Here is a 24,419-nt window from a genome sequence, read left to right as displayed (position 1 = left end):
TCGAGCCCGGATCATGAGAGAGTTTTCCCGCATCCAACGTTTGCCGCCCTACGTCTTCAGCATCACCGCCCAGCTGAAGATGGCCGCTCGCCGGCGCGGTGAAGACATCATCGACATGAGCATGGGGAATCCCGACGGACCAACGCCACAGCACATCACCGACAAGCTGGTCGAAGCGGCGCTGCGCGAGAACACGCACGGCTACTCGGTTTCGCAGGGCATTCCGCGGCTGCGCAAGGCGATCTGCGACTGGTACCAGCGGCGCTACGACGTGACTCTGGACCCGGAAAGCGAAGCGGTGGTGACCATCGGCTCCAAGGAAGGCATCGCGCATCTGATGCTGGCCACTGTGGACCGCGGCGATACCGTCCTGGTCCCCAATCCCTCGTACCCGATCCACATCTATGGGGCGATCATTGCCGGCGCCGACATCCGCTCGGTGCCGATGACGCCGGACGTCGACTTTTTCGAGGAGCTGCAGCGCGCCGTCATCGAGACGACGCCGAAACCGAAGATGATGATTCTCGGCTTTCCGAGCAATCCGACCGCCCGCTGCGTAGACCTCGAATTCTTCGAGCGCGTCATCGCCCTGGCCAGGGAGCACAACATTCTGGTGGTGCATGACCTGGCCTACGCCGATATCGTTTTCGACGGTTATCAGGCGCCGTCGATCCTGCAGGTCCCCGACGCACGCGAGATCGCGGTCGAGTTCTTCACCATGTCCAAGAGCTACAACATGGCCGGCTGGCGGGTCGGCTACATGGTCGGCAACGAAGAGCTGTGCCGGGCACTGGTGCGCATCAAGAGCTATCACGACTACGGCACTTTCACGCCGATCCAGGTAGCCTCGGTGATCGCCCTGGAAGGCTCGCAGCAATGCGTCGAAGAGGTACGCCAGACCTATCAGCGGCGCCGCAACGTGCTCGCCAAGGGGCTGCACGAAGCCGGCTGGATGGTCGAGGTCCCGAAGGCGTCGATGTACATCTGGGCCAGAATCCCGGAGTTCTACCGGCACCTGGGGTCGATGGAGTTTGCCAAGAAGCTGCTCCTCGAAGCCAGGGTCGCGGCTTCGCCCGGAGTCGGCTTCGGCGAGTTCGGTGACGATCATGTCCGCTTTGCGCTGATCGAGAACGAAGAACGCACGCGGCAAGCAGTGCGCGGCATCCGCGACATGTTCAGGAAAGACGGCCTGCTGCCTGCCGGCAGCGGCCGAGAAAGGCAGACGTCATGAAACCGGTGCGCAAATCGAACAAGCTGGACAGTGTCTGCTACGACATCCGCGGCCCGGTCCTCGAACAGGCCAGAAAGATGGAGGAAGAAGGCCACCACATCATCAAGCTCAACATCGGCAACCTGGCCGCGTTCGGCTTCGACTCGCCGGAGGAAATCCAGCTCGACATGATCCGCAACCTGCCCAGCGCGGCCGGTTACTCGGATGCAAAAGGCATTTTTTCGGCACGCAAGGCGGTGATGCATTACACCCAGCAGAAGCACATCCAGGGGGTGACGCTGGAGGACATCTATATCGGCAACGGTGTCTCCGAGCTGATCGTGATGGCCATGAACGCGCTGCTCAATGCCGGCGACGAAGTGCTCGTGCCGACACCGGACTACCCCCTGTGGACCGCTGCGGTGAGCCTGTCCAGCGGCACGCCGCGCCACTATCTCTGCGACGAAGGCAGCGACTGGTTGCCCGATCTGAAGGATCTGCGCGCCAAAATCACGCCACGTACCCGCGCGCTGGTGGTGATCAACCCGAACAACCCCACGGGCGCGCTTTATCCTGACCAGGTGCTGCTGGAAATGGTCGACATCGCCCGTCAGCACAACCTGATCATCTACGCCGACGAGGTGTACGACAAAGTGCTCTACGACGGGGCAACGCATACGGCGATCGCTTCGCTATCGACCGATGTCCTCACCGTGACTTTCAACGGGCTGTCGAAGAACTACCGTTCCTGCGGCTATCGCGCCGGCTGGATGGTCGTTTCCGGCGACCTGCGCGAAGCGCGTGACTATATCGAGGGTCTGGATATGCTGTCGTCGATGCGCCTGTGCTCGAACGTGCCCGGGCAGCATGCCATCCAGACCGCCCTCGGCGGCTACCAGAGTATCGACGATCTGGTCGCCCCGGGTGGCCGCATGTGCCGCCAGCGCGACCTGGCGCACGAGCTGATCACCGCCATTCCCGGCGTCAGCTGCGTCAAGCCAAAAGCGGCGCTGTACATGTTTCCGCGCCTGGACGCGAAACTCTATCCGATTCGCGATGACCAGAAGTTCATTGCCGAGATGTTGCAGAAAGAACGCGTGCTGCTGGTCCAGGGCAGCGGTTTCAACTGGCCGCACCCCGATCACTTCCGGCTGGTTTTTCTGCCCCACGAAGACGACCTGCGCGACGCGATTGCGCGCATCGCACGTTTTCTGGAAAGCTATCGTCAGCGCGCGGCGACTCCCGGCGCGGCCTACGCCGCGGCTTAGGCCGCGGCTTTCCCTGACCCGCGGGTACATTCTCGACGCATCTCTCCACGCATCTCTCCAATTCCACATTCCACATTCCATCCTGGACCCTCAACCTCCCCTCCTGGCTGCTCTATGAAACCTATCAATGTTGGACTTCTCGGCATCGGCACCGTCGGTGGCGGCACCTACGCGGTACTCAAACGCAACGCAGAGGAGATCGCGCGCCGCGCCGGCCGTCCCATTCAGGTCAGCGTCGTTGCCGACCGCAATCTCGATCGCACGCACCGCTTGACCGACGGCAGCTGCCGGGTCACCGACGACCCCGTTGCGGTGGTCTGCGACCCGGACGTCGACATCATCGTCGAACTGATCGGCGGCGATAGCGTCGCCAAAGAGCTGGTCCTGCAGGCGATCGCCAACGGCAAGCACGTGGTGACCGCCAACAAAGCGCTGCTCGCCAAACACGGCAACGAAATTTTCGCCGCCGCCCAGAAGCAGGGCGTAATGGTCGCTTTCGAAGCTGCCGTCGCCGGCGGCATCCCGATCATCAAGGCGCTGCGCGAAGGACTCACCGCCAACCGCATCGAATGGATCGCCGGCATCATCAACGGCACCACCAACTTCATTCTCACGGAGATGCGTGACAAGGGGCTGTCCTTCGAGGTGGTGCTCAAGGAAGCGCAGCGTCTCGGCTATGCCGAGGCCGATCCGACCTTCGACGTCGAAGGCGTCGACGCGGCACACAAGCTGAGCATCATGTCGGCGATCGCTTTCGGCAATTCGATGAGCTTCGAGAAGGCGCACATCGAAGGCATCAGCCAGCTCGACGCGGCGGACATCAAGTACGCCGAACAGCTCGGCTACCGCATCAAGCTGCTCGGCATCACCAAGCGCACCAGCGAAGGTGTCGAGCTACGCGTGCATCCGACGCTGATCCCGACCCGACGCTTGATCGCCAATGTCGAAGGGGCGATGAACGCCGTCCTGGTCAAGGGCGACGCCGTCGGCCCGACGCTCTACTACGGCAAGGGCGCTGGCGCCGAGCCAACGGCGTCGGCGGTGATCGCCGACCTCGTCGATGTCACGCGCATGCACACCGCCGACCCGGAGCACCGCGTGCCACATCTCGCTTTCCAGCCCGATGCGATGGTCGACCTGCCGATTCTGCCGATGGCCGACGTCATCACCAGCTATTACCTGCGTCTGCGGGTTGATGATCGGCCGGGTGTGCTCGCCGACGTGACGCGCATTCTCGCCGATCAGGAAATCTCGATCGACGCCATGATTCAGCGCGAGCCCGCCGAGGGTGAAGTGCAGACCGAGATCATCATGCTCACCCATCAGACGCGCGAACGAAACATCGACGCGGCGATTGCCCGCATCGCTTCGCTCGCCGCCGTCAAGGGGCCGATCGTCCGCCTGCGTCTGGAAGAGTTGCTGTAAGCCCAGGGCTGGCGCCGCATTCGGCGGCGCCTTGCGGCCCGACTTGGTCCAGGTCTTGACCACCCTCCGGGTCAGGGTCCTGGTCGACCTCCTGCTCATGCGCAGCGGGCGCAGCGGGCGGCATGGCCGCCGTCGGCTGTGCGGCCAGCTCACGCAGGCTGATGCTGCCGACCATCGCCTCCAGTGCCTGCTGCATGTGCTCGAATACCTGGTCGACTGCGGGCAGCGCCGGCAAACCAGCGGGTGAAAAAAAGCGTTCTTCGCCGGCGCTGCGTACCGTCTCCAGGACCTCCACCACGCTGATCAATGCCGGGTCGCGTCCGGGCAGGTAGAGCGGTGGATCGTCGCTGCTTTGCAGCAGCAGTTTCTCGCTCTCCAGGGCATCGAGCACGTTCTCCAGGACGTGCCTCGGCATTCGCAGCAAGCGAATGAATTCGCCCAGCGAGGGCGTCGGCTCGCCGGCAACGAAGCGGCTGGCGACCAGGGTCATGGTCGACAACGCCAGCCGCTCGCGCATGCGGTTGCTCAATCGCGGTTCGCCGACACCGGCGTAGAGGTACTCCGGATGCTGCGCGTAAAAAGCGACACTGGCGCCGAAAAGCAGGATCAGCCAGCTCAGATAGAGCCAGATCATGAACAGAATCAGAATCGCCAGGCTCGAGTAAATCGCTGCGTACTGGTGCGAACTGGCCACGAAAGTTGCAAATGCCCAACCTGCGGTTTGCCAGGCGACACCACCGGCAATGCCGCCGATCAAGGCCGGGAGCAGACGCACACGCGCGTTGGGGATGAACATGTAAACAAAGGTGAAGGCGGCGATCACCAGCAGATAGGGCGTCAAGCGGCTGATCGTCTGCACCAGCTGGCCGAGCATCTCGATCGCCAGCAGTCCGCGCACGGTCTCGACATTCATCACCGTGGCGGTGATGCCCAGGGCCGCAAAAACGAGTATCGGACCGACCATGAGAACGCTCAGATAGCGGCTGAAACGATCGGCCAGCGGCCTGTGACGCTGAATGTGCCAGATGTAGTTCAGCGATTCCTCGATTTTCTGCATCAAGGAAATCGCCGTGTAGAGCAACAGCGCCAGGCCCAGGGCACCGAGCACGCCGACGTTCATGTTCTGGATGAAGGCGATGATGTTGTCCGCGATCTCCTCCCCCTCCTTGCCGAGGGGCTCGAGAAACTTCAGCAGCATCGGCTGAATCTGGTTGTGCACGCCGAAGGCCTTGAGCACCGAAAAACTCAGGGCCAGCAGCGGTACGATCGACAACAGCGTCGTATAGACCAGGCTCATGGCGCGCAGGGTCAGCTGCCCATTCACCACATCGCGCACCAGCAGCAGGAGCGTACGCAAGACCCGCATGCCGCGCGCCTGCCACAAGGGCAGGCCGTCGCCGCCGTGGCGACCCCAGATATTGTCGTCCAGTCGACTCAACAAACCGGCATCGGCGACTGGCTTCACTTGGCGACCTCGAGTTCGAGCTGCAAGGTAACCGCCTTGTTGGTCGCCGCACTGGCCGGCCGCGCTTTGCCGAGCTGCACGCGCTTGGCGTCCACTCCATCAGCGCCAGTCAGCTCGGCGACGATCGCTTCGCCGCGCCGTGTCGCCAGCCGTGCCAGCTCCTCGTCGGAGACTGGCTGCTCCTTGATCATGCGCTCGACAAGGTTCTGGTAGAACGCCGGCGGCGGTGCCGCGGCTGACTTCCCGCCAGGCGGTGCGGCGGCCAGCGCCCGCTGCTTTACCAGCGCCAGCACTTCGGGAGCATAGCGCTCACTGAACACCGCCTCGATCGCCACCTGCGCACGCGGGTTGGCCGCGTCGACCGGGCCCGGATCTTCGCCTGGCGTCAATTCGAGTCCCATGCGCGCGACAATGGCGGTGCGCACGGCGAGCGATTTGAGCGCCGGCGTGTCAACTTCGGCCGCCTGCGCAGGTGGCACCACCAGGGTCAGCGTCTTGCGCTCCTTCATCGCACCGGCGACCGCTGCCAGTTTCTCGCGCTCGGGCGGCGCCAGCGCGGCGCGGCCGGGTTCGAAGTCGATGCTGTCGAGCTTGGCGTCGCTACCGGCACCGAAGAGCGCCCCGAGCGCCCGGAAGGGCGCGGTAATGATGCCGGCAATCAGGTTGCCGAAGGCCTTGCCGATCACCGCTCCATAGGAAAATTCAGGGTCGCCGAGATCGCCGCTGACCGGCAGGCCGATGTCGATGACCCCCTTTGAGTCACTCAGGATGGCGATCGCCAGATCGAGCGGCAGGTCCGCCGCGCCTGGGGAATCGACCTGTTCGCCGAGTTTCACCTGCTTGAGAACGATCTTGTTCTCGCCGCGCAGCTTGCTGTCCTTGATCTTGTACTGCAGATCGAGCGCCAGTTGCCCGCCGGTGATCCTGCGGCCCGCGAATTTGACCACGTACGGCGACAGCGAGCTCATCGTCAGGTTGCGGAAAGTCATCTCGATATCGGTCAGTTTTTTCGGGCGAAACACGCTGATCTCACCGCGAATCTTCGCCGACCCGTACTTGTCGACGTTGGCGTCGAGTTGCACTTTGGCGCTGCGGGTCGGATCCGTCCCCAGACCGGTGATCACCCCTTTCAGGTCATGCATGCGCGTCCCGAACTGCGGTCGCAGACTGAGGTCGGCAAAATCGAGCACGCCCTTGGAAATGCGCATGCGGGCGATGCTGACCGGGAAAGGATCATCCGCCGGAGCGCTGTCGTCCGCAGTTGCCACCGCGGTGGCGGCTCCTGCAGCGTCATCCTTGCCGGCCGCCTCGTCGGCAGCAGCCGACTCGTCGCCTTTGGGCTTTTTCTTCAGAACGTCGGTCAGATTCACCGACTGATCCTCGGCAATGATCAAGCGCCCGTCCGGCGCCACGAGGCGCAGCTCGCCGATATCCAGGCGGTTCGGCTCGACGCTCAGCAGCAGGTCGTCAGTCGCCAGGGTCTCCCAGGTGACGAAAGGCCGCTTCGGCTCGATCTCGTCGATCTGCAGCTTATCAACCGCAAAGCTGCCTTTGTAGGCCAGTTTGCCAGCGGCGGCCGGGTCGCCGTAGCGCAGACGCCCGGCAGTCGACAGCGTGCCCGACGCCAGAGTCAGTTCGGCGACCTCCGACAGGTAGGGCTGCACCGGCGCCAGGGCGATGGCCGCCAGCTTGAGCTGCAGGTCCGAGGCACCGTTGTCGGCGCGAACGCTGCCCTTGGCCTCGATCTCGCCGCCGCTGACCACCCTGGCCTTGAGCTCGACCTGCATCGGCGTGCTGACCCCGGTGGCGAAACCGGCGATGCGCGCGCGAATCGCCTCCAGCCCCACCGCCAGCGGCGGGCCGCCGCTGCGATCTTCGAAGCCGAGCGCGAAGTTGTCGACCTCGACCGACTTGACGGCCACCCGCCAGGCAACTTCCGCCGCGGTGGCGTCACCCTCGGCCGCGGCGGCGGCCTCAACTGCCGCCTCGGCGGCGCCGCGAGTCACGATCAGCCCGTTGAATTTGCCTTCTGCGTCGAGCCAGGTCTGCGCCTTGCCATCGGCAAGAACGAGCTTGTCGACGCTGAGCACACGATCCTTCAGGCGCAGCACGCCGCCAGTGATGTTGGTGCGCGCAAAGCGGACCATTTCGGTCGCAGGATCGGCAGGGCTGTGAAAAACCGCATCCGACAGCGCCACACTGAGGCCATCGCCGGTGACATCGAGCGGACCGTCGGGCAGCGCGATCAGCAGCGACTTGGCGCCAAGGCTGGCCGCCGCAATCCGCGCAACTTCGGACGACGAGCCCTGGGCAACGGCACCGAGCGCCTTCAGTTTCAGCGCTACATCGGCAAAGCTCAGCCTCAAGCCAGAGGCAGCGGGCGAGGCAGACGACCCAGCCAGGGTGGCGGCAATGGCGCGCACATTGAGGGCGGCGTCCTGCCATTTGATGCGATCTGCGCCCTGATGCGCAGCAAGGCCAGCCATCGAGACCTGCGCAGCAGCCGCGTCGATGCGCAGAGCGGCGTCGCTCTGCGCCAGCGACAGTTTCTCGCTGGCGATCGCCAGATTGCCCAGATCGACGCCGTCGGCCCCGCTCTTGGCCTTCAGCCCGTCAAAGCTCGTTTGTGGCTTGTCGATCGTGAGCTCGAGCCCGGTGTTGCGCTGCGCCAGCGACAGCTTCTCGCCGGCGATCGCCAACTTGCCCAGAGCGACGCCGTCGGCCCCGCTCTGCGCCTTCAGCCCGTCAAAGCTCGTTTGTGGCTTGTCGATCGTGAGATCAAAAGCGGCATCGGCGATGAGCATGGCGATCTTCTCGGCGGCAACCGAGCCGTCGAGCGCCAGCGAGTTCGCGCCGCTCTTGAGTCGCGTACCGCTCAGTGCCAGCTTCGGCTGCGCCAGCTCGACGCGCGTTCCCGCCACCGCCAACTCGATCGACGGCGAGGTCTCGAAAGCGAGCGCGGCAACGTCGAGGGCCAAGGCCTGCGCCGGGTCAGCATAGCCGAACTCGATTTCGGAGAGTTCAGCACTGTCGATGAGCACTCGCCATGCGCCTGGCACGGGCGCCTCCGGCACTTCCGGCGCGTCGGCAACGGCCGCGACCACTGCGTCCGCCACGACCTCCGACTCTGGCTCCACCTCTACCGCCGCAGGTGGCGCAGGTGCCGCAGTTTCCGCAGTTTTCTCTGCAGGCGCCTGCGCGGTGGCACGCAGCAGTTTTTGCCAGTTGAGCTTGCCGTCGTCGTCAAAGGCGACGGCGACGCGCCCTTTCGCCAGGCGGAAAGTCGCCAGCCGTGCTTCGCGGGCAGCGAGATCGACCCGTCCCTGCTTCAATGACAGCATTTCCAGGGCCAGCAGCGGCGAAGCAGCATCGGCAGCGCTGAGCGACAGGCCCGCGATGTCGAAATCGAGATCCTGCACGACACCGGCGAGCTCCCCACCAGCATCGACCGCGAGGTCGAAGCTGGCGCCGAGATCCACTTTCCCTGCCGGCGATTCGATGGCCAGCAGACGCGGCATACTCCTGACCAAAGTTGCTAGCTGCAAGCCGCTCAATGTCAGCCGCCCCTTCGTGGCGATCGGGTTGAGCGCCAGTTCACCGCTGCTCTCGAAGGCCTCGTCGACCGCGGTCCGCGCCGACAGCCGGTAGCTGGCGGCCTGCTCGGGCAGGCTGGAGAGATTGTCGATCTCGATCGAGAGCGGCTCGATGTGTGTCACCAGCGGCTCGTCGTGCAGCTGGTCGGAGAAATCGAAACGACCATCGGTCACCGCGACGCGCTCGACGATTAACCGCGGCAAGCCGGCGTCGTCCTGATCCGGCTCGCTTTCCGGCAGACGTTCGAGCAGAGGCGCGAAGTTGTGCCGGCCGTCCTTGTCGAAGGCAAAGTGCAAAACCGGGGCCTCGAGACGCACTTCGGCGAAAGTCCAGGCGCGATCGATGAGGCTGCGCAACTCGAAATCGACCAGCAGGTATTTGAAGCCCAACAGCGGCTGCCCGTCGGGGTCGGAAAAGGCGAGGTCCTCAACCTCGAACCTGAACAGCAGCGGATTGAAGCGTACGTCGCCGACGCTGAGCGAGTGGCCGAGTTGAGCGGACACCTGTTTCTCGACCTGCCACTTGACAATTGCCGGCAAGGCGAAGAAGCCGCCGAGCACGTAAAGTGCGAGCAGCAACCCGGTGATGAGCACCGATTTTCTGGCAAAGAAGATTCGCAAACTGTTGAGCATGATTGGCGCTTCCACGGCCTGGACAACGGCTAGGCCTCTGTATGTCTGTATCTCTGTATACGTGCCAGCGACACGGGTTGGCGGTTGCCCATTGGCAAGCGGTTCCGACAGCGTAAGGGCAATGCTGGTTCCAGCGGCTGAGCCACACGCCTCAACAGTACAGGCATGGCGAGCCAGGGGATATTCATCATAACGCGTTGTAGCCCTTGAGCATAACCGTCGCCGCTCGCGTCGGGGCTGACATGTCATGACCGTTACAATGCATCATTCGACGCAAGCTGGCACAATTCGTCACGACTCGCCACCTTGCGCCTTTCCCGCCCTTGACAACGCCTTAGCTTGCTCACTTCGCATGGTTGCGCGCACTTGCCGCTCTGCCATCGAGCCCCACCAACCAGCCTCTTTCGAAAGCCCCTCAGCATGCGCCCACCCCCTCTCGACGGACTTCGCGTCCTTGATCTGAGCAGACTCCTGCCAGGACCTCTGGCAACCATGCACCTCGGCGATCTCGGCGCCGACGTGATCAAGATCGAGGACACCGGTGCCGGCGACTACGCACGCAGCGCCGGCGCAGTGCACGGCAAGACGAGCTATTTCGAGCTGGTCAATCGCAACAAGCGCAGCCTGACGCTGGACCTCAAGCAGGCCGCCGGCGTCGCCGCCTTCATGCGCCTCGCCGCCAGCGCGGATGTCGTCGTCGAGGGCTTTCGCCCCGGCGTCGTCGACAAGCTGGGAATCGGCTACCAGGCGGTAGCGGCAATCAACCCGCGCATCGTTTATTGCGCGATCACCGGCTACGGCCAGGACGGCCCCTACCGCGACCGCGCCGGCCACGACCTCAATTACCTGGCCTACAGCGGCCTGCTCGACCAGATCGGCATCGCCGGCAGTGCGCCGGCAATTCCCAACTTCCAGATCGGCGACCTGCTCGGCGGCTCGCTGAGTGCGCTGATCGGGCTGCTCGCCGGCGTCGTCGACGCCCGCGCCAGCGGTCGTGGCCGCTACGTCGACGTGTCGATGACCGATGCCGTTTTCGCGCACACCATTTTCCCGCTACTGGCCGTACTCGACCGCGGGCGCGCGCAAGCGCGCGGCGCAGACCTGCTTTCCGGCGGCATGCCCAGCTACGGTGTCTATGCGACCAGCGACGGCCGCCACCTGGCAGTCAGCGCGATGGAGCCGAAGTTCTGGCAGACCCTGTGCGACACCCTCGACCGCCCCGAGCTGCGCCCCTGCGCTTTTGCCACCGGCGCCGAGGGTCAGCGCATCCGCGGCGAACTGGAGGCCATTTTTGCCCAGCGCAGTCTCGCCGAGTGGACCTCGGTTTTCGATGGCGTCGACTGCTGCGTCGCGCCGGTCCTGCGACTCGAGGAGAGTCTCGAAAACGAGCAGTTGAAGGCGCGCGAGATGATCGTCGAAGTCGCCGGCGTCAAGCAGTTCGCACCGCCGTTCAAAATCAGCGAACACCCTTTCGAAGCACGCCACCTGCCACCAGCCGCCGGCGAGCACAGTGAGGAGATCCTGGGCGAAGCCGGTTTCAGCCCTGCCGAGATCGCCAATCTGCGCGCGCAGAAAGTCATCTGAGCCGCGCTGACCGGACCCGACTCCATGCAAGGCGTTCTTCTCCTGCTTCCCGATTTCGGCCTGATCCTGCTCGGCTGGGCGCTCTACCGGCTGGTCGATTTCGGTGAGCGCTTCTGGAGTGGCCTGGAAAAGCTGGTCTATTTCGTTCTCTTTCCGGCCCTGCTGTTCAAGGCCCTGGCCAGCACCCACATCGACTTCGCCACCGCCGCACCGCTGTTCGCCAGCGGCGCCGCGGCGCTCGGCTGCGGGGTGCTTTTCGGCCTCTTCGCGGCGCCGCTGTTCAAGGGCAACAAAGCAGTTTTCGCCTCGCGCTTCCAGTGCGCTTTCCGCTTCAACTCCTACCTCGGACTGGCGGTCATCGGCAAGCTGCACGGTGCCCCGGGGATCGCCGCGATGGGCATCCTGATCGGCGCAATGGTGCCACTGGCCAACCTCGCCTCGGTGTGGATGCTGGCCCGGCACGGCAATCTCGGGCTGCTCCGCGAAATGGTCCGCAATCCGCTGATCCTGGCCACGCTGGCCGGCTTTGCTTTCAGCGCCAGCGGCCTGACCCTGCCCGCCGCCGCCGGCCAATTGCTGGGCCGTCTCGGCGAAGCGGCGATCGCCCTCGGCCTGCTGGCCGTCGGCGCGGCCTTGAAGTTGCGCGGCACTTCCGGATCGCATGCCGCTTCGTGCTACCTGCTGGCGGTCAAGCTCCTGGCCGTGCCGGCGGCAGGCCTGCTGGCGGCCAGCAGCCTGGGCCTGAGTGGGGTGTACTTCGATACGGTGATCGTTTTCAGCGCCCTGCCAACTGCAACCTCAGCCTATATTCTGGCGGTACGCATGGGCGGCGACGGCCCGGGCGTCGCCTGGCTGGTTTCGGCGAACACCCTGGTGGCGATGCTCACCTTGCCGCTGTGGCTGACCATTGCCTTGCGTTACTGAGCAAGCCCCGGCCAGTATCCGCGCCTTTTTTACCAAGCATCGCCGCCGATTCGTCATTCCTCGCTGGCGGCGGCTGGCCGGATGACGACCACGGCCACCGAAATGTTGTCGCTACCATCACGCACACAGGCCAGATCGACCAAGCGCTGACTGGCTTCTTGCGGTTCCAGGGAGGCGACAAACTCGGCGATTTCAGCGGGCTCGATTGAAGCATGCAAGCCGTCCGAGCAGAGGACGAAGGCGTCGCCGATCTGCGGAGCAGCGCAGTTCTGGGTGGCAATCTGCAGACCCGAATAGGTGCCGAGGGAGCGCATGAGGACGTTGCGCATCGGGTAATTGCGAGCGTCTTCCGCGCTGAGCACGTGGTTCTTCACCATTTGTTGGACCAGGGTGTGGTCCTCGGTCAGTTGCCGACAGCGGCCATTGGCGCAGTGGTAGAGGCGACTATCGCCAACATGCGCGAAGAACACCCTGTTGTCCACGACGACCAGCACGGTTGCCGTCGTCCCCATCCCCTCGAGCGAGGGATCCGCCAGGCCGGCCCTGCAAATCGCGTGATTCGCGTCGAGCATTGCCCGTTCCAGGGCCTGCAAGCGATCCTCACCCGGCAGCGCGGAAAAATAGCCGCGGCAAATGGTTTCCACTGCCAGCGCGCTCGCCACCTCTCCTCCCCGGTGTCCTCCCATGCCGTCGGCGACCACCGCCAGCACGCCCATACGTCGGCGCAGCGCAAGGTCATCCGGGCAAACAAAGCTCAGAGCATCCTCGTTGTTGCGGCGCACGCGGCCCACGTCAGTGGCCATGCCGGCGCACACGGCATATGCGCTCGGCACTTCGGAGATCCATCCGCTCACAGCTGCCGTGACAGGCATCGTGGCGACGCCAGAGAAACGCCGGCGGGTTCGCGAACAGTAAGCAGTGCCGCGACCTGCCCGGCTTGCTGCGACTCGCGCGTCAGGATAACTCGTGCCAACAAGGGCGGCTCCTTTTCGAAGAGGCTGCCATTGTGCCATGCTGCTCGCTCGTTTCGCGCCCTGAGCTCGGTGAAACGCGATCGTGGCGGAGTGAGCACAGCCTAGCGCGGAGCGCCAGCAGCCTCGTTCGCACACGCAGTGAGACGCAGCGTCGCTTGGCGCGCAAGTCCGGGAAGATAATCGGCAATCGGCTGGCAACCGCCGTCCATGCACAGTTCGTAGCTGCCCGCATACGGCGAGTGCGACAGCAAGAGCTGTGGCCGCGGCGGCAAGCTCGGTCGATAGTGCCAGCTGCCGTCGCGGAGCAGCGCATCGGCTGGCGGCTCCATGCCCGCGCCGCAGCCCTGAATCCTGGCCGCAACGACGCGCAACAACGGGCCTTCCACTCGCCAGTCCTCTTCCCAGCGGGTCTTCTCGATGGAGTGCATCCACGCCAGGGTGAAGGCATTCACTGCGACAACCGTCACTGCGGCGCCGGCGCTCAGGCAGAGTGGCATGGCTGCCGGCGCTTCCTCAGCCAGTGCGCGATGATAAAGGCGGTAGCCATGGCAAAGCCGACCTGATCGGTCAGCGGCAGGGCGACCACCAGGCTGGCGGCGGCAGCGGTGGCGAGAACGCGCTCCAGCACATTCAGTGGCGCCCAGAAGTAGCCGATCGAAGCCCCGCCCCACAGGGCGATCGCCAGCACCGCCTTGAGCAGCACATAGGTGACGGCCAGAACCGACGGGTTCCCCTGCAGCATGATCGCCGGGTCATAGACCGCCATGTACGGAACGACGAAGCCGGCGATGGCGATCTGCACCGCTTTCATGCCGATTTTCAGTCCCGGCTCCTTGGCAATCGAACTGGCTGCGAAAGCGGCGAGCGCCACCGGCGGCGTCAGGTCGGCCATGATCCCGAAGTAGAAAACGAACATGTGGCTGACGATCAGCGGTACGCCGAGCTTGAGCAGGGCCGGGGCGGCAATGGCGCTGGTGATGATGTAGTTGGGGATGGTCGGAATGCCCATGCCGAGGATCAGGCAGACCAGCATGGTCAGCAGCAGCGACAGGAAGAGGCTGGTTTCGCCGACCGTGAGGATGAAACCGGCGAAGCTGGAGGCGGCGCCGGTCAGCGTCAGGATGCCGATGATGACACCGACGATGCTGCAGGCGACACCGACCGGCAGCGCCTGCCTGGCGCCGTCGGCCAGGCTCATTTTCATGACCTGCAGACTCTCCCGGGCGCCGCTGACGAAGCAGGCCGCGGCAACCAGGGCGGCGATAACCACCAGCAAGGCATGCACGCCCCACTCGAGCATCGTTGCGCAGGCCAGCCCCAGGGCGATCCAGAACACGTAGCGGAAAGCGGTGCCGGAAACTCGCGCTGCCAGGGCCGCGCCGAGAATCAGCACGGCTGTCAGCGACAGACCCACCATGCCCGAGAACATCGGAGTGAAGCCGTTGAACAGCATGCCGACGAGAATCATCAATGGCAGGATCAGGTACCACTGCTCGCGAATCGCCTTGAATGGGTTCGGGCACTCTTCTTTTGGAATTCCCGTCAGGCCCTTGCGCCCGGCTTCCAGGTGCACCATCCAGAACACCGTCAGGTAGTAGAGAATGGCCGGCACGACCGCTGCCTTGACAATCTCCGTGTAGGGCACATCAAGGTTCTCGGCCATGATGAAAGCCACCGCTCCCATCACCGGCGGCATCACCTGGCCGCCCATTGAAGCGGTCGCTTCGACGGCGCCGGCAAAGACGCCGGAATAGCCGAAACGCTTCATCAGCGGGATCGTGAACTGGCCGGTGGTGAGCACATTGGCGACGCCGGAGCCGGAGATCGTGCCCATCAAGCCGGACGAGAGCACCGCCACCTTGGCCGGCCCGCCCTTGGTGTGACCGACGGTGCCGAGGGCCAGGGAATTGAAGAGATTGATCATCCCGGCGTGTTCGAGGAAGGAGCCGAAAAGGATGAACAGGAAGATGTAGGTCGCCGAAACCAGCGTCGGAATGCCGAACAGGCCCTCGGTGCCGAGCGCCAGCTGGTTGACGATCTGATCGAAGCCGTAGCCGCGGTGTTCGAGCACGCCGGGAAGATACTCACCGAACATGCCGTAGAGCAGGAAGCCTCCGCAAACGATCGGCAGCGCCACGCCGAGCAGGCGGCGCGCCGCCTCGAAGACCAGCACCACCAGTGCCGTGCCGACGACCAGGTCGGCGGTGCTCGGGTCGCCCGAACGCTGAATCAGTTCGGCTTCGAAAATCCAGTGGTAGGTGCCAAGCGCGAAAGCAAGGATGGCAAGCACGCCGTCACCGATACTGATCCGCGTCAGCTTGTCGGCACGCTTCAACGCCGGGTAAAGCAAGAAAGTGATGGTCAGCAGGAAGCCGACGTGCAAGGAGCGGGTAACCAGACTCGACAGGGGATGGAAAGCGGCCACCGTCAACTGGTAAGCGGAGAACGCCAGAGCGACAGCGGTGACCAGTTGCAGCGAGCGGCCCGAGAGGCGTCGCTGCGTGCCGTGCGCGGCACTTTCTTCGGGCACGTGCTCCGGCGGCGGAGCGACTGAACGATCATTCATGGCGAGTCCTTGCAGCGCGCCGCGTTGCTGCCCGGAATCACGGACAGCAACGCCGCCTGGTGGCCGTCGACTACTTGATCAGCCCGGCTTCGCGATAGTATTTCTCGGCGCCCGGATGCAAGGGAACTGGCGGCTGTTTGGCCGCATTATCCTTGTGGATCGCCTTGGCAGCAGCGTGCGCGGCAGCCAGTTGATCGAGGTTGGCGAACATCGACTTGGTCATCGCATAGACGATATCGGTCGGAACGCCCTCGTGAGTGACCAGGAAATTCTGTACGGCGACGGTCGGGACCGCAGTGGTCTGCCCGCTGTAAGTGTCGGCCGGAACGGTGCCCACCTGATAGGCGGCTTCGCCGATCTTGTTCACCACTTCCGCCGGGATCGGGATGACGGTGATCGGCACCGAGGTGGCGAGGTCGCGCAGGGCGGCCACGCCAAGCCCGGCAGAAATCACCGTGGCGTCGAGCTGACGGTTCTTCATCAGTTCGACCGATTCACCGAACGGCAGATACTCGACCTTGCCGAAATCTTCGTAGCTCAGGCCGGCCGCCTTGAAGATGTCGCGCGCGTTGAGTTCGGTTCCCGACTTCGGCGCGCCGACGGCAACATTCTTGCCTTTCAGATCAGCCAGGGTCTTGATGCCGGACTCGGCACTGGCAACGATCTGAATATAGTTGGGGTAAATCGCCGCCACCGTGCGCAGCTTCTTGAGCGGTGTCTTGAAACCGGCCTCCTCGTTGCCTTTCCAGGCTTCACTGAGGGCGTCGCCAAGCGTGAAGCCGATTTCGCCGCGACCGGCTTGCAGCAGGTTGAGATTCTCGGCGCTGGCCTTGGTCGCCTGCACCGAGGTTTTGGCGTCGGGCAGCGCCTTGGCATAGATCTGCGAAAGGGCCACGCCGAGCGGATAGTAAACGCCGCTGGTGCCTCCGGTCAGGACATTGATGAACTCGGCGGCGTGGGCCGATACGGAAAAACAGGCGGCTGCGGCGGTGGCCAGCAGGGTACGGCGCAATGATGCTTTCATTGTTTCTCTCCTTTGGTGTTTCGCTACGGGGGGTCTTCTGCAACGCTTCTGTTGGCGATGCTGTTCTCTTTTCCGAGCCGCTCTGGACCCTGCCCACTTGCCATAGTACCGCAATGCGGGGAAAGCGGATTCTCGGGGCGGCTCTTCTCCATTTACTTTTCAATCCGCCCACTTGCGCGAACTGCCGCGCAAAATCCCGGAACGGAACAGGAAATTCTGCGGGTGCCCATACACAGGTTTCACTCACTTCCGTGCGCGACCAGAGCGCTCACTTTATGCGAGCCGCCCGTTCAACGGAAGCGCTCAACCACGATTCCGTGACCAGTGAGCCAGTCGTACAAGATCTTCATTGGCTTTTTGCAGCGATTCGGCAGTGTCAGCGACGGTCTGCAGCGCCGCCAGCGGCTGCTTCAGTGCTTCCCCGGGGGTGGCAAGCTGCTCCTATCGCGCCGTGCGAAGCTACCGCCCCGGTTCCGGCGCCACGCCACGCAACTACACAATCCCCGCTTGCCGAAGCGCCGCGATCCGGGTGTCGCTGTGACCCAGTTCACGCAACACGGCCGCGGTATCCTCGCCGAGTGTCGGCGGCGCTTTGCGGTATTCGACCGGCGTCGCCGACAGATGAATCGGATTGGCCACCTGCGGCGCGTTGCCGCCGTTGGCATGCGCCATGTCGAGACGCATGCCGCGTGCCTGCACCTGCGGATCGGCGAAGACGGCGGCCAGGTCGTTGATCGGACCACAGGGCACGGCGGCCTTCTCGAGCGCGGCGATCCACTCGCGGGTCGTTCGCAGCACCGTGGTTTGGCGGAGCAGCGGGATCAATTCCTGGCGATGCCTGACGCGCGCCGCGTTGCTGGCGAAGCGCTCGTCGCCGGCCCATTCGGGACGTCCGGCGACAGTGCAGAAGCGCGCGAACTGGCCGTCGTTGCCGATCGCCAGGATCATGTCGCCGTCGGCCGTCGGGAAATCCTGATAGGGGACGATGTTCGGGTGGGCATTGCCCATGCGCTTCGGCGCCGTCCCGGAAACCAGATAGTTCATTGCCTGATTGGCCAGACAGGCGATCTGCACGTCGAGCAGGGCAAGGTCGATGTGCTGGCCGTCAGCGCTGCGATAACCATCCCGGTCGCGGTGCGCCAGCGCGGCGAGAACGGCGTTGCCGGCGTAGAGACCGGTGAGAATGTCGGTCAGGGCGACGCCGACTTTCTGCGGGCCGGCGCCGGGCTCGCCGTCCGCCGTGCCGGTGACACTCATCAGGCCACCCATGCCCTGAATCAGGAAGTCGTAGCCGGCGCGTGCCGCGTACGGCCCGTGCTGTCCAAAGCCGGTGATCGAGCAATAAACGAGCTTGGGATTGAGCGTACGCAGGCTGTGCTGATCGAGGCCGTAGGCGGCTAGGCCGCCGACCTTGAAGTTCTCGATCAGCACGTCGGCGTCGCGCGCCAGTTGGCGAACGATCTCCTGCCCCTCGGGTCGCGTGATGTCGACGGTCAGCGAGCGCTTGTTGCGGTTGGTGCACAGGAAATAGGCGGCCTCGCGCGTCGCCTGGCCATCGCCGTCGGCCAGCCACGGCGGCCCCCAGCCGCGCGTGTCGTCGCCGCAGCCGGGCCGCTCGACCTTGATTACCTCGGCGCCGAGGTCGGCCAGCAGCTGACTGGCCCAGGGGCCGGCGAGAACGCGTGACAGGTCGAGCACGCGCAGATGCGCCAGCGCGCCGCCGCTTTTCGCTGCGCTGGCTGCTCGACTCATCGACGGCTTCAAAAGGCAGCGATGCCGGTTTGTGCACGCCCGAGGATCAGGGCGTGCACGTCGTGCGTGCCTTCGTAGGTATTGACTACTTCGAGGTTGACCATGTGCCGGATGACGCCGAATTCGTCCGAGATCCCGTTGCCACCGAGCATGTCGCGCGCGCTGCGGGCAATGTCGAGCGACTTGCCACAGGAATTGCGTTTCATCATCGAAGTGATGTCCGGCGTCGCCGTACCTTCGTCCTTCATGCGCCCGAGACGCAGGCAGCCCTGCAGGGCGAGGGTAATTTCGGTCTGCATGTCGGCCAGCTTCTTCTGGATCAACTGATTGGCAGCCAGCGGACGACCGAACTGCTGGCGATCGAGGGTGTACTGGCGCGCCGTGTGCCAGCAGAACTCGGCGGCACCGAGCGCTCCCCATGAAATCCCGTAACGCGCCGAATCGAGGCAGGTAAACGGCCCCTTGAGGCCACGGATGTCGGGGAAGGCATTCTCCTCGGGGACGAAGACCTCGTCCATGACGATTTCGCCGGTGATCGAGGTCCGCAAGCCGACTTTGCCGTGGATAGCCGGCGCAGACAGGCCTTTCATTCCCTTGTCGAGGATGAAGCCGCGAATCGCGCCGACATCGTCCTTGGCCCAGACGATGAAGACATCGGCGATCGGCGAGTTGGTGATCCACATTTTGCTACCCGACAGTCGGTAGCCACCGTCAACCGCGCGCGCCCGGCTGGTCATGCCACCGGGATCGGAACCGTGGTTGGGTTCGGTGAGGCCGAAGCAGCCGATCAATTCACCGCTCGCCAGGCGCGGCAGGTACTTGCTTTTCTGCGCCTCGGTGCCAAAAGCGTGCAGCGGAACCATCACCAGGGACGACTGCACGCTCATCATCGAGCGATAACCCGAATCGACGCGCTCGACCTCGCGGGCCACCAGACCATAGCTGACGTAGTTGAGGCCGGCGCCACCGTACTCGCTCGGAATCGTCGCGCCGAGCAGGCCCATCTCGCCCATTTCGCGGAAGATCGCCGGATCGGTGCGCTCGTGGCGAAACGCATCCTGCACCCGTGGCAGCAGGCGACCCTGACAGTAGTCGCGCGCGGCATCGCGCAGCATGCGCTCCTCCTCGCTCAACTGCGCCTCGATAAGCAGCGGGTCCTCCCAGCAAAAGCGGGCTTTCGATGTCTTGGCCATCAAGATCTCCTTGCGCATTGTTGAGACGGCTTGTCGTTTGTTGCCACCTGCCTGCCATTGTTTCGCGGAGGGTCGGGAGCGGTTGACGACAACAGGGGCGAGTATCCTTCGCCGCATGCTATCAGGCAAGTCCTTGCCGAGAGCGGGCGATGCCGAGCCGCGAGCGAGCAGGACTCAGGAGGCGCTTCGGCGACGACGCCAGGCCTTGATCAGGTATAGCCGCCAGATCGCCCGCGTCGCCAGGTAACCGAACACCGAGAGCGTGCTGGCCAGCGCCAGGAGGCCCAGGCCGAGGGGCTTGGCGACGACCAGCATCCATCCCTGCATGGCCTCGCTCCAGGCGGCAAAGGCAGTGATGCTGAACTCCGGCGGCGCAATGAAACCCGCGCTGTCGCCGGTCAACAGCCGCCCCAGCTGATACGCCACCAGGTACAGCGGCACGATGGTAAAGGGATTGGTGTACAGGGTGACGAGAAGAGCGAGCGGCAGATTGATGCGAAACTTGACCGCAGCGAGTGCCGCGCCGATCATTTGCAGCGGACCGGGAATCAAGCCGCAGAACAGGCCGGTGGCCACCGCACCGGCCGCCGAGTGGCGATTCAGGTGCCATAGCCGCGGATGCAGCAAGGATGACTGGAAGGGACGCAGCCAGGGGTTGCTGCGGATCGTTTCCTGATCGGGAAGATATTTCTTGAGATAGCGACGCATGCTGCCCATTATCCGCGATAACAGCTCGTCACAGCAGGTGCTGCCGGGGGCCAGTGGTCGCACCCGGCTCCAGGTCTTGAGCGGCTTGTTTTCGTCCTTTTCCCGCTCGTTTCCCAGCGCTCTGGCCAGCCTCGCCGCTTTCGCGCCGCTCCTGCGCCCCGCGTACGGGTATTACCGGCCCATATCAAAGACAGCCCGGGGCCAGTGTCCCAAGATCCCTTCTCCCAACCACCTTTACTCACGGAGACCGCCATGCATGCTTGCGACCAGCCCACTCAGGAAGCCATTTATCCCTTCGACGCACGCGGCGTCGCCAAGCGTTTTCGCCACGCGGCGATCTTTGGCGCACTCGACGCCTTGATTGCCGGAGAAACGATGCGCTTCTGCAACGACCACGATCCGCTACCGCTGCTGGCGCAGTTGCAGGCCCGCTTCGGCGATGCGCTGCAAATCAAGTACGTGCAGCGCGAAGCTGGCGCCATCGTCATCGACTTCACCAGAATGGCTTGACGCCCAGCCGCCGCAACCAGGGTCTGAGCGGCGGCTTGCCGGCGCAGAAAAGACGGGCGAGGGTGTGAAGCGGTGCTGATCTACCTGGGCTTTTCTGCGGTCGCGGTTTTTCTTGCGGCGCTGGCGCTGCTGCATTCCGGCGGCGTGTCTGTCGCCGCAGCAGCACACCTGATCTTCGCGGTCGGCATCGTGCCGCTGATTTTTGCCGCCATCAGCCATTTCGTCCCCGTCCTGACGCGCAGCCGCGCAGCACCGCGCAGCATTCTGCTGCTGCCGCTGCTGCTGCAGTTGGCCGGCGTGCTGACCTTTCTCGCCTTCCGGGGAACGCTGCCGGAGCGTGCTTTGTACACCGCAGCCAGCGGCACTCTTCTGATCGCGCTGCTCTTTGCCAGCTGGGTGATCCGGCGTGCCAGAGCAACGCTGGGAAGACCGCACCCCGGCTGGCAGTGGTATCTGCTGGCCATCGCCTTCCTGGCGGCAGCGCTGCTGCTGATCCCGGCAATGAGTTGGTGGCCGCAGGCACGACCGCAACTGCGCCTGCTGCATCTGCATCTGAACACGCTCGGATTCATCGGTTTGACGGCGCTGGGAAGCTTGCAGGTCCTCTTGCCGACGGCCTTGCGAGCGCCGGATCCCGGCGCCGCGCAACGCCTGCGTCGGCAGCTACCCTTCGCCGTCGGCGGGGTGCTGGCTATTGCGCTCGGTGCCGCTTTCTGGCCACCGCTGTCGCTTGTGGGGGCGCTCGTGTTGCTGCTCGTCACCTTACAGATCGGGCGCGCCTGCCTGATTCGTCATGGCTGGCAGGGGCTGAGCGCAGACGGTGCGGCGGCAAGCCTCTTCGCTGCCCTGGTCGGCTTTGCGCTGCTGCTGATCTTCGGCAGCGCGCATGCCTTTTCACTGCTCAGCGGTCGTGACGCCGTGCCGGCGTTTGTCGTCGCTTTCCTGCTGCCGCTGGTCAGCGGCGCCCTGTCCGAACTGTTGCCGGTCTGGTACCGCCCCGGCAGGCGCACGCCGGCGCGTGACCGGATGCACGCCGAACTACGTCGCGGCGGCGCCCTGCGCGCCCTCCTGTTCCTCTCTGGCGGCATCCTGCTGGCACTGGGAATGAGCGACGGCTTATGGGTCGCAGCGGTGGCGATGCTGTCCTTCAGCATCGCCCTGCTGCGCTCGCTGGCCACCGCCCGGGCCCAAAATCAGGGCTGAGAAGGAGCTATTTTTCATTGAAGAATTATTACGAGGCATCCGAGAAAAAGTCTCAAGATCCACGAGAGCGATCCGTATCTGGAATCATGGCCAACGCACAGCGGCCCCCAGACGGAGGCAACAAGATGTTCAAGCACAACCAGCTTTCCCTTCTACAGCCATCCCGGCACGCGTCACGCCGGGCTGTGAGCTTGCCGTGACCTGCAGTGCCGACGCAGCCACCTACGTTGCCAAACGTGCGGGCAAGAACTGCGTCGCTAGCGGCTGAGTCACTGATTCACTGATTCACTGACTCCCGGCCAATCGCCGAGACTGCGACGCACCCGCGCCGAGGGCACGGCGCGGAGCATGATAAACTGCGCGTTCGTCGGCTTTCAAGCCGCATTCCCCATTCCCTCTTCCCCAGACCCTTCTCCCGCGAGGGGAGAAGGGAGCTTCGTGAGTCGCTTGCGCGACTTTCACATTAATGGTCCTCCACATGCGCTATCTCTCGACTCGCGGCCAGAACCTCTCCAGCACAAAACACTCGGCAGCGCCGAGCTTCACCGAGATTCTGCTCACCGGCCTGGCTCCCGACGGCGGTCTCTACCTCCCGGAGTCCTATCCACAGATCAGCAAAGCCGAACTCGAGTATTGGCGCAGCCTGTCCTACGCCGATCTCGCCTACGCCGTACTCTCCCGCTTCATTGATGATATCCCGCCCGCCGATCTGAAGCCTCTGATTGCCAAGACTTACACCGCACAGGTGTACGGCAACGGCCGCAACAGTGAGCAGGCGGCCGAGATCACGCCCCTGCGTTGGCTGGAGCGGCCCGACGAAGCCCGCGGCGAAGCGGGCCTGGCGATCCTCGAACTGTCCAATGGCCCAACGCTGGCCTTCAAGGACATGGCCATGCAACTGCTCGGCAATCTTTTCGAATACGTTCTGGCCAAGCGTGGCGAAGAGATCAACATCCTCGGCGCGACCTCGGGCGACACCGGCTCATCGGCCGAATATGCGATGCGCGGCAAAGAAAGGCTGCGCGTCTTCATGCTCTCGCCACACCAGCGAATGAGCGCCTTTCAGCGCGCACAGATGTATTCGCTGCACGATGACAACATCCACAATATCGCCGTGCGCGGCAGCTTCGACGATGCCCAGGATATCGTCAAGGCGGTGTCCAACGATCACGCCTTCAAAGCCCGCTACAAAATCGGCGCGGTCAACTCGATCAACTGGGCACGCGTTGCGGCACAGATCGTCTACTACTTCAAAGGCTATTTCGCAGCCACCGGCGGCGTCGGCGGCAGCAGTGATCGGCAGGTCGCTTTTGCCGTACCCTCTGGCAACTTTGGCAACATCTGCGCTGGTCATATCGCGCGCATGATGGGCCTGCCGATTGGTCGCCTGGTCCTGGCCACCAACGAGAACGATGTGCTCAACGAGTTTTTCCACAGCGGCGTTTATCGTCCACGTGGCAGCGCCGAAACGCACGCCACATCGAGTCCGTCGATGGATATTTCGAAGGCGTCGAATTTCGAGCGCTTTGCCTTCGATCTCGTTGGTCGCGACCCGACTGTCATTCGCAACCTGTGGAGCGCCGTTGATGCGGGCGGCAGCGTCGACCTCTCGAAGACGTCCTTTTACTCCCGGCTTTCCGACTTCGGCTTTGCCGCCGGCAGGAGTACGCATGCCGACCGCCTGGCGACGATTCGCAACACTTTCGAGAAATATGGCTTGATGATCGATACCCACACCGCCGACGGACTCAAGGTCGCTCGCGAACTGCGCACCCCGGAAATGCCGATGGTCGTGCTCGAGACAGCCTTGCCGGCCAAGTTCGAGGAAACCATCATCGAAGCACTGGGCTGCCGACCCGAGCGGCCTGTGGGCCTGCGAGGCATCGAAGACCTGCCGCAACGGGTCGAGGTGATCGACGTCAGTGTCGACGCGGTGAAGGCGATCATCCAGCGACACCTGGACTGATCACAGCAGTGGCAGAAATAGAAAAGGGCGCCGGTGGCGCCCATTTTTTCCTATGCCTGCGGAGTTGTTCCCCTTGCCTGGCCCCTGCGCAGCGTCAGAGGTAGATGACCGCAGGAAAAACGGCAGCCGCAAGTACCAGCACCAGCCATTCGAGGTTATGACGCGCCAGGAATCCGGTGAAGTGCATGATCAGAATCACAATCGCCAACACGTAAAACAGCGCAAACAGCATCCCAGCCCCCTTTCCCTTGCTGCACAGGCCATAAGTTCCCGCCTGGGTCACATCGCCCGAAGCCCATTATATAACGCATTCGCCAACGTCCGTCGGATCGCCTCGGTGTACCTGCGCATGGTCATGACAGCGGGAGATCCCGCGGCCCTTCTCACTCCGTGTGCGGAGAAAGGCAATTGGTGGAGAGTC

19 protein-coding genes are annotated in these 24,419 nt (G+C 64.0%); 8 read left to right on the top strand and 11 right to left on the bottom strand.

Annotated features, from left to right (window positions below; genetic code table 11):
* Positions 1 to 13 precede the first annotated feature (13 nt).
* The 3 genes from alaC (at position 14) to V5B40_RS02770 (ending at position 3,903) form a co-directional block, all read left to right on the top strand.
* Positions 14 to 1,231 carry an alanine transaminase gene (gene alaC / locus V5B40_RS02780; protein WP_332353096.1) on the top strand — a complete coding sequence of 406 codons (1,218 nt, stop codon included), beginning with the start codon at positions 14 to 16 and terminating at the stop codon, positions 1,229 to 1,231.
* The gene (locus V5B40_RS02775) at positions 1,228 to 2,478 is read left to right on the top strand and encodes a pyridoxal phosphate-dependent aminotransferase (protein ID WP_332353095.1); all 1,251 of its coding nucleotides are present in this window, start codon (positions 1,228 to 1,230) and stop codon (positions 2,476 to 2,478) included. The genes alaC and V5B40_RS02775 overlap by 4 nt, the downstream gene beginning before the upstream one ends.
* Positions 2,479 to 2,592: 114 nt before the next feature.
* Positions 2,593 to 3,903, top strand: a complete 1,311-nt coding sequence (locus V5B40_RS02770; RefSeq protein ID WP_332353094.1) for a homoserine dehydrogenase — start codon at positions 2,593 to 2,595, stop codon at positions 3,901 to 3,903.
* Here the strand turns inward: V5B40_RS02770 and V5B40_RS02765 are convergent.
* Together V5B40_RS02765 and V5B40_RS02760 are read right to left on the bottom strand one after the other, a co-directional pair.
* Positions 3,860 to 5,368 carry a YihY/virulence factor BrkB family protein gene (locus V5B40_RS02765; protein ID WP_332353093.1) on the bottom strand — a complete coding sequence of 503 codons (1,509 nt, stop codon included), beginning with the start codon at positions 5,366 to 5,368 and terminating at the stop codon, positions 3,860 to 3,862. The two genes, V5B40_RS02770 and V5B40_RS02765, sit on opposite strands and share 44 nt — an antisense overlap.
* Positions 5,365 to 9,594 (bottom strand): DUF748 domain-containing protein, encoded by a 4,230-nt coding sequence (locus V5B40_RS02760; protein WP_332353092.1) that lies wholly within the window; start codon positions 9,592 to 9,594, stop codon positions 5,365 to 5,367. The genes V5B40_RS02765 and V5B40_RS02760 overlap by 4 nt, the downstream gene beginning before the upstream one ends.
* Before the next feature lie 420 nt (positions 9,595 to 10,014).
* Here V5B40_RS02760 and V5B40_RS02755 point away from each other — a divergent pair, with 420 nt between their 5' ends.
* Positions 10,015 to 11,178: a CaiB/BaiF CoA transferase family protein gene (locus tag V5B40_RS02755; protein WP_332353091.1), complete on the top strand. Its 1,164-nt coding sequence runs from the start codon at positions 10,015 to 10,017 to the stop codon at positions 11,176 to 11,178.
* Between the two features lie 24 nt (positions 11,179 to 11,202).
* Positions 11,203 to 12,102 carry an AEC family transporter gene (locus tag V5B40_RS02750; RefSeq protein WP_332353090.1) on the top strand — a complete coding sequence of 300 codons (900 nt, stop codon included), beginning with the start codon at positions 11,203 to 11,205 and terminating at the stop codon, positions 12,100 to 12,102.
* A 53-nt stretch (positions 12,103 to 12,155) separates the two neighbouring features.
* Here V5B40_RS02750 and V5B40_RS02745 read toward each other — a convergent pair whose 3' ends face one another.
* From V5B40_RS02745 to V5B40_RS02710, 8 genes are all read right to left on the bottom strand, one after another.
* The gene (locus V5B40_RS02745; protein WP_332353089.1) at positions 12,156 to 12,935 is read right to left on the bottom strand and encodes a PP2C family serine/threonine-protein phosphatase; all 780 of its coding nucleotides are present in this window, start codon (positions 12,933 to 12,935) and stop codon (positions 12,156 to 12,158) included.
* A gap of 17 nt (positions 12,936 to 12,952) precedes the next feature.
* Positions 12,953 to 13,075 carry a hypothetical protein gene (locus tag V5B40_RS02740; protein ID WP_332353088.1) on the bottom strand — a complete coding sequence of 41 codons (123 nt, stop codon included), beginning with the start codon at positions 13,073 to 13,075 and terminating at the stop codon, positions 12,953 to 12,955.
* 102 nt (positions 13,076 to 13,177) lie between these two features.
* Positions 13,178 to 13,573, bottom strand: a complete 396-nt coding sequence (locus tag V5B40_RS02735; protein ID WP_332353087.1) for a DUF1850 domain-containing protein — start codon at positions 13,571 to 13,573, stop codon at positions 13,178 to 13,180.
* On the bottom strand, positions 13,558 to 15,642 hold the full coding sequence (locus V5B40_RS02730) for a TRAP transporter permease (protein ID WP_332353086.1): 2,085 nt from the start codon (positions 15,640 to 15,642) through the stop codon (positions 13,558 to 13,560). The genes V5B40_RS02735 and V5B40_RS02730 overlap by 16 nt, the downstream gene beginning before the upstream one ends.
* A gap of 70 nt (positions 15,643 to 15,712) precedes the next feature.
* The gene (locus V5B40_RS02725; protein ID WP_332353085.1) at positions 15,713 to 16,666 is read right to left on the bottom strand and encodes a TAXI family TRAP transporter solute-binding subunit; all 954 of its coding nucleotides are present in this window, start codon (positions 16,664 to 16,666) and stop codon (positions 15,713 to 15,715) included.
* A 492-nt stretch (positions 16,667 to 17,158) separates the two neighbouring features.
* Complete coding sequence (locus V5B40_RS02720) at positions 17,159 to 18,418, bottom strand: CaiB/BaiF CoA transferase family protein (protein ID WP_332353084.1); 1,260 nt, start codon at positions 18,416 to 18,418, stop codon at positions 17,159 to 17,161.
* 8 nt (positions 18,419 to 18,426) lie between these two features.
* The gene (locus V5B40_RS02715; protein ID WP_332353083.1) at positions 18,427 to 19,611 is read right to left on the bottom strand and encodes an acyl-CoA dehydrogenase; all 1,185 of its coding nucleotides are present in this window, start codon (positions 19,609 to 19,611) and stop codon (positions 18,427 to 18,429) included.
* Between the two features lie 174 nt (positions 19,612 to 19,785).
* Entirely contained in the window at positions 19,786 to 20,319 is a 534-nt protein-coding gene (locus V5B40_RS02710; protein WP_332353082.1) for a DUF2062 domain-containing protein, read from the bottom strand.
* Positions 20,320 to 20,571: 252 nt separating this feature from the next.
* Between V5B40_RS02710 and V5B40_RS02705 the strand changes: the two genes are divergently transcribed.
* The 3 genes from V5B40_RS02705 (at position 20,572) to thrC (ending at position 23,998) form a co-directional block, all read left to right on the top strand.
* Positions 20,572 to 20,829, top strand: coding sequence for a DUF2249 domain-containing protein (locus tag V5B40_RS02705; protein ID WP_169066883.1), 258 nt, complete (start codon positions 20,572 to 20,574; stop codon positions 20,827 to 20,829).
* A 72-nt stretch (positions 20,830 to 20,901) separates the two neighbouring features.
* Positions 20,902 to 22,032, top strand: a complete 1,131-nt coding sequence (locus V5B40_RS02700) for a hypothetical protein (RefSeq protein ID WP_332353081.1) — start codon at positions 20,902 to 20,904, stop codon at positions 22,030 to 22,032.
* Between the two features lie 478 nt (positions 22,033 to 22,510).
* Complete coding sequence (gene thrC, locus V5B40_RS02695; protein ID WP_332353080.1) at positions 22,511 to 23,998, top strand: threonine synthase; 1,488 nt, start codon at positions 22,511 to 22,513, stop codon at positions 23,996 to 23,998.
* A gap of 94 nt (positions 23,999 to 24,092) precedes the next feature.
* Here the strand turns inward: thrC and V5B40_RS02690 are convergent, their stop codons facing one another.
* Complete coding sequence (locus V5B40_RS02690) at positions 24,093 to 24,230, bottom strand: hypothetical protein (protein WP_169066887.1); 138 nt, start codon at positions 24,228 to 24,230, stop codon at positions 24,093 to 24,095.
* Positions 24,231 to 24,419 lie beyond the last annotated feature (189 nt).

Origin of the sequence: Candidatus Accumulibacter meliphilus, from assembly GCF_036625345.1 — a bacterium.
GTDB classification, from domain to species: Bacteria; Pseudomonadota; Gammaproteobacteria; order Burkholderiales; family Rhodocyclaceae; genus Accumulibacter; species Accumulibacter meliphilus.
The sequence above is the reverse complement of the archived record's forward strand: the minus strand, read 5'-3'. Positions and strand labels throughout refer to the sequence as shown.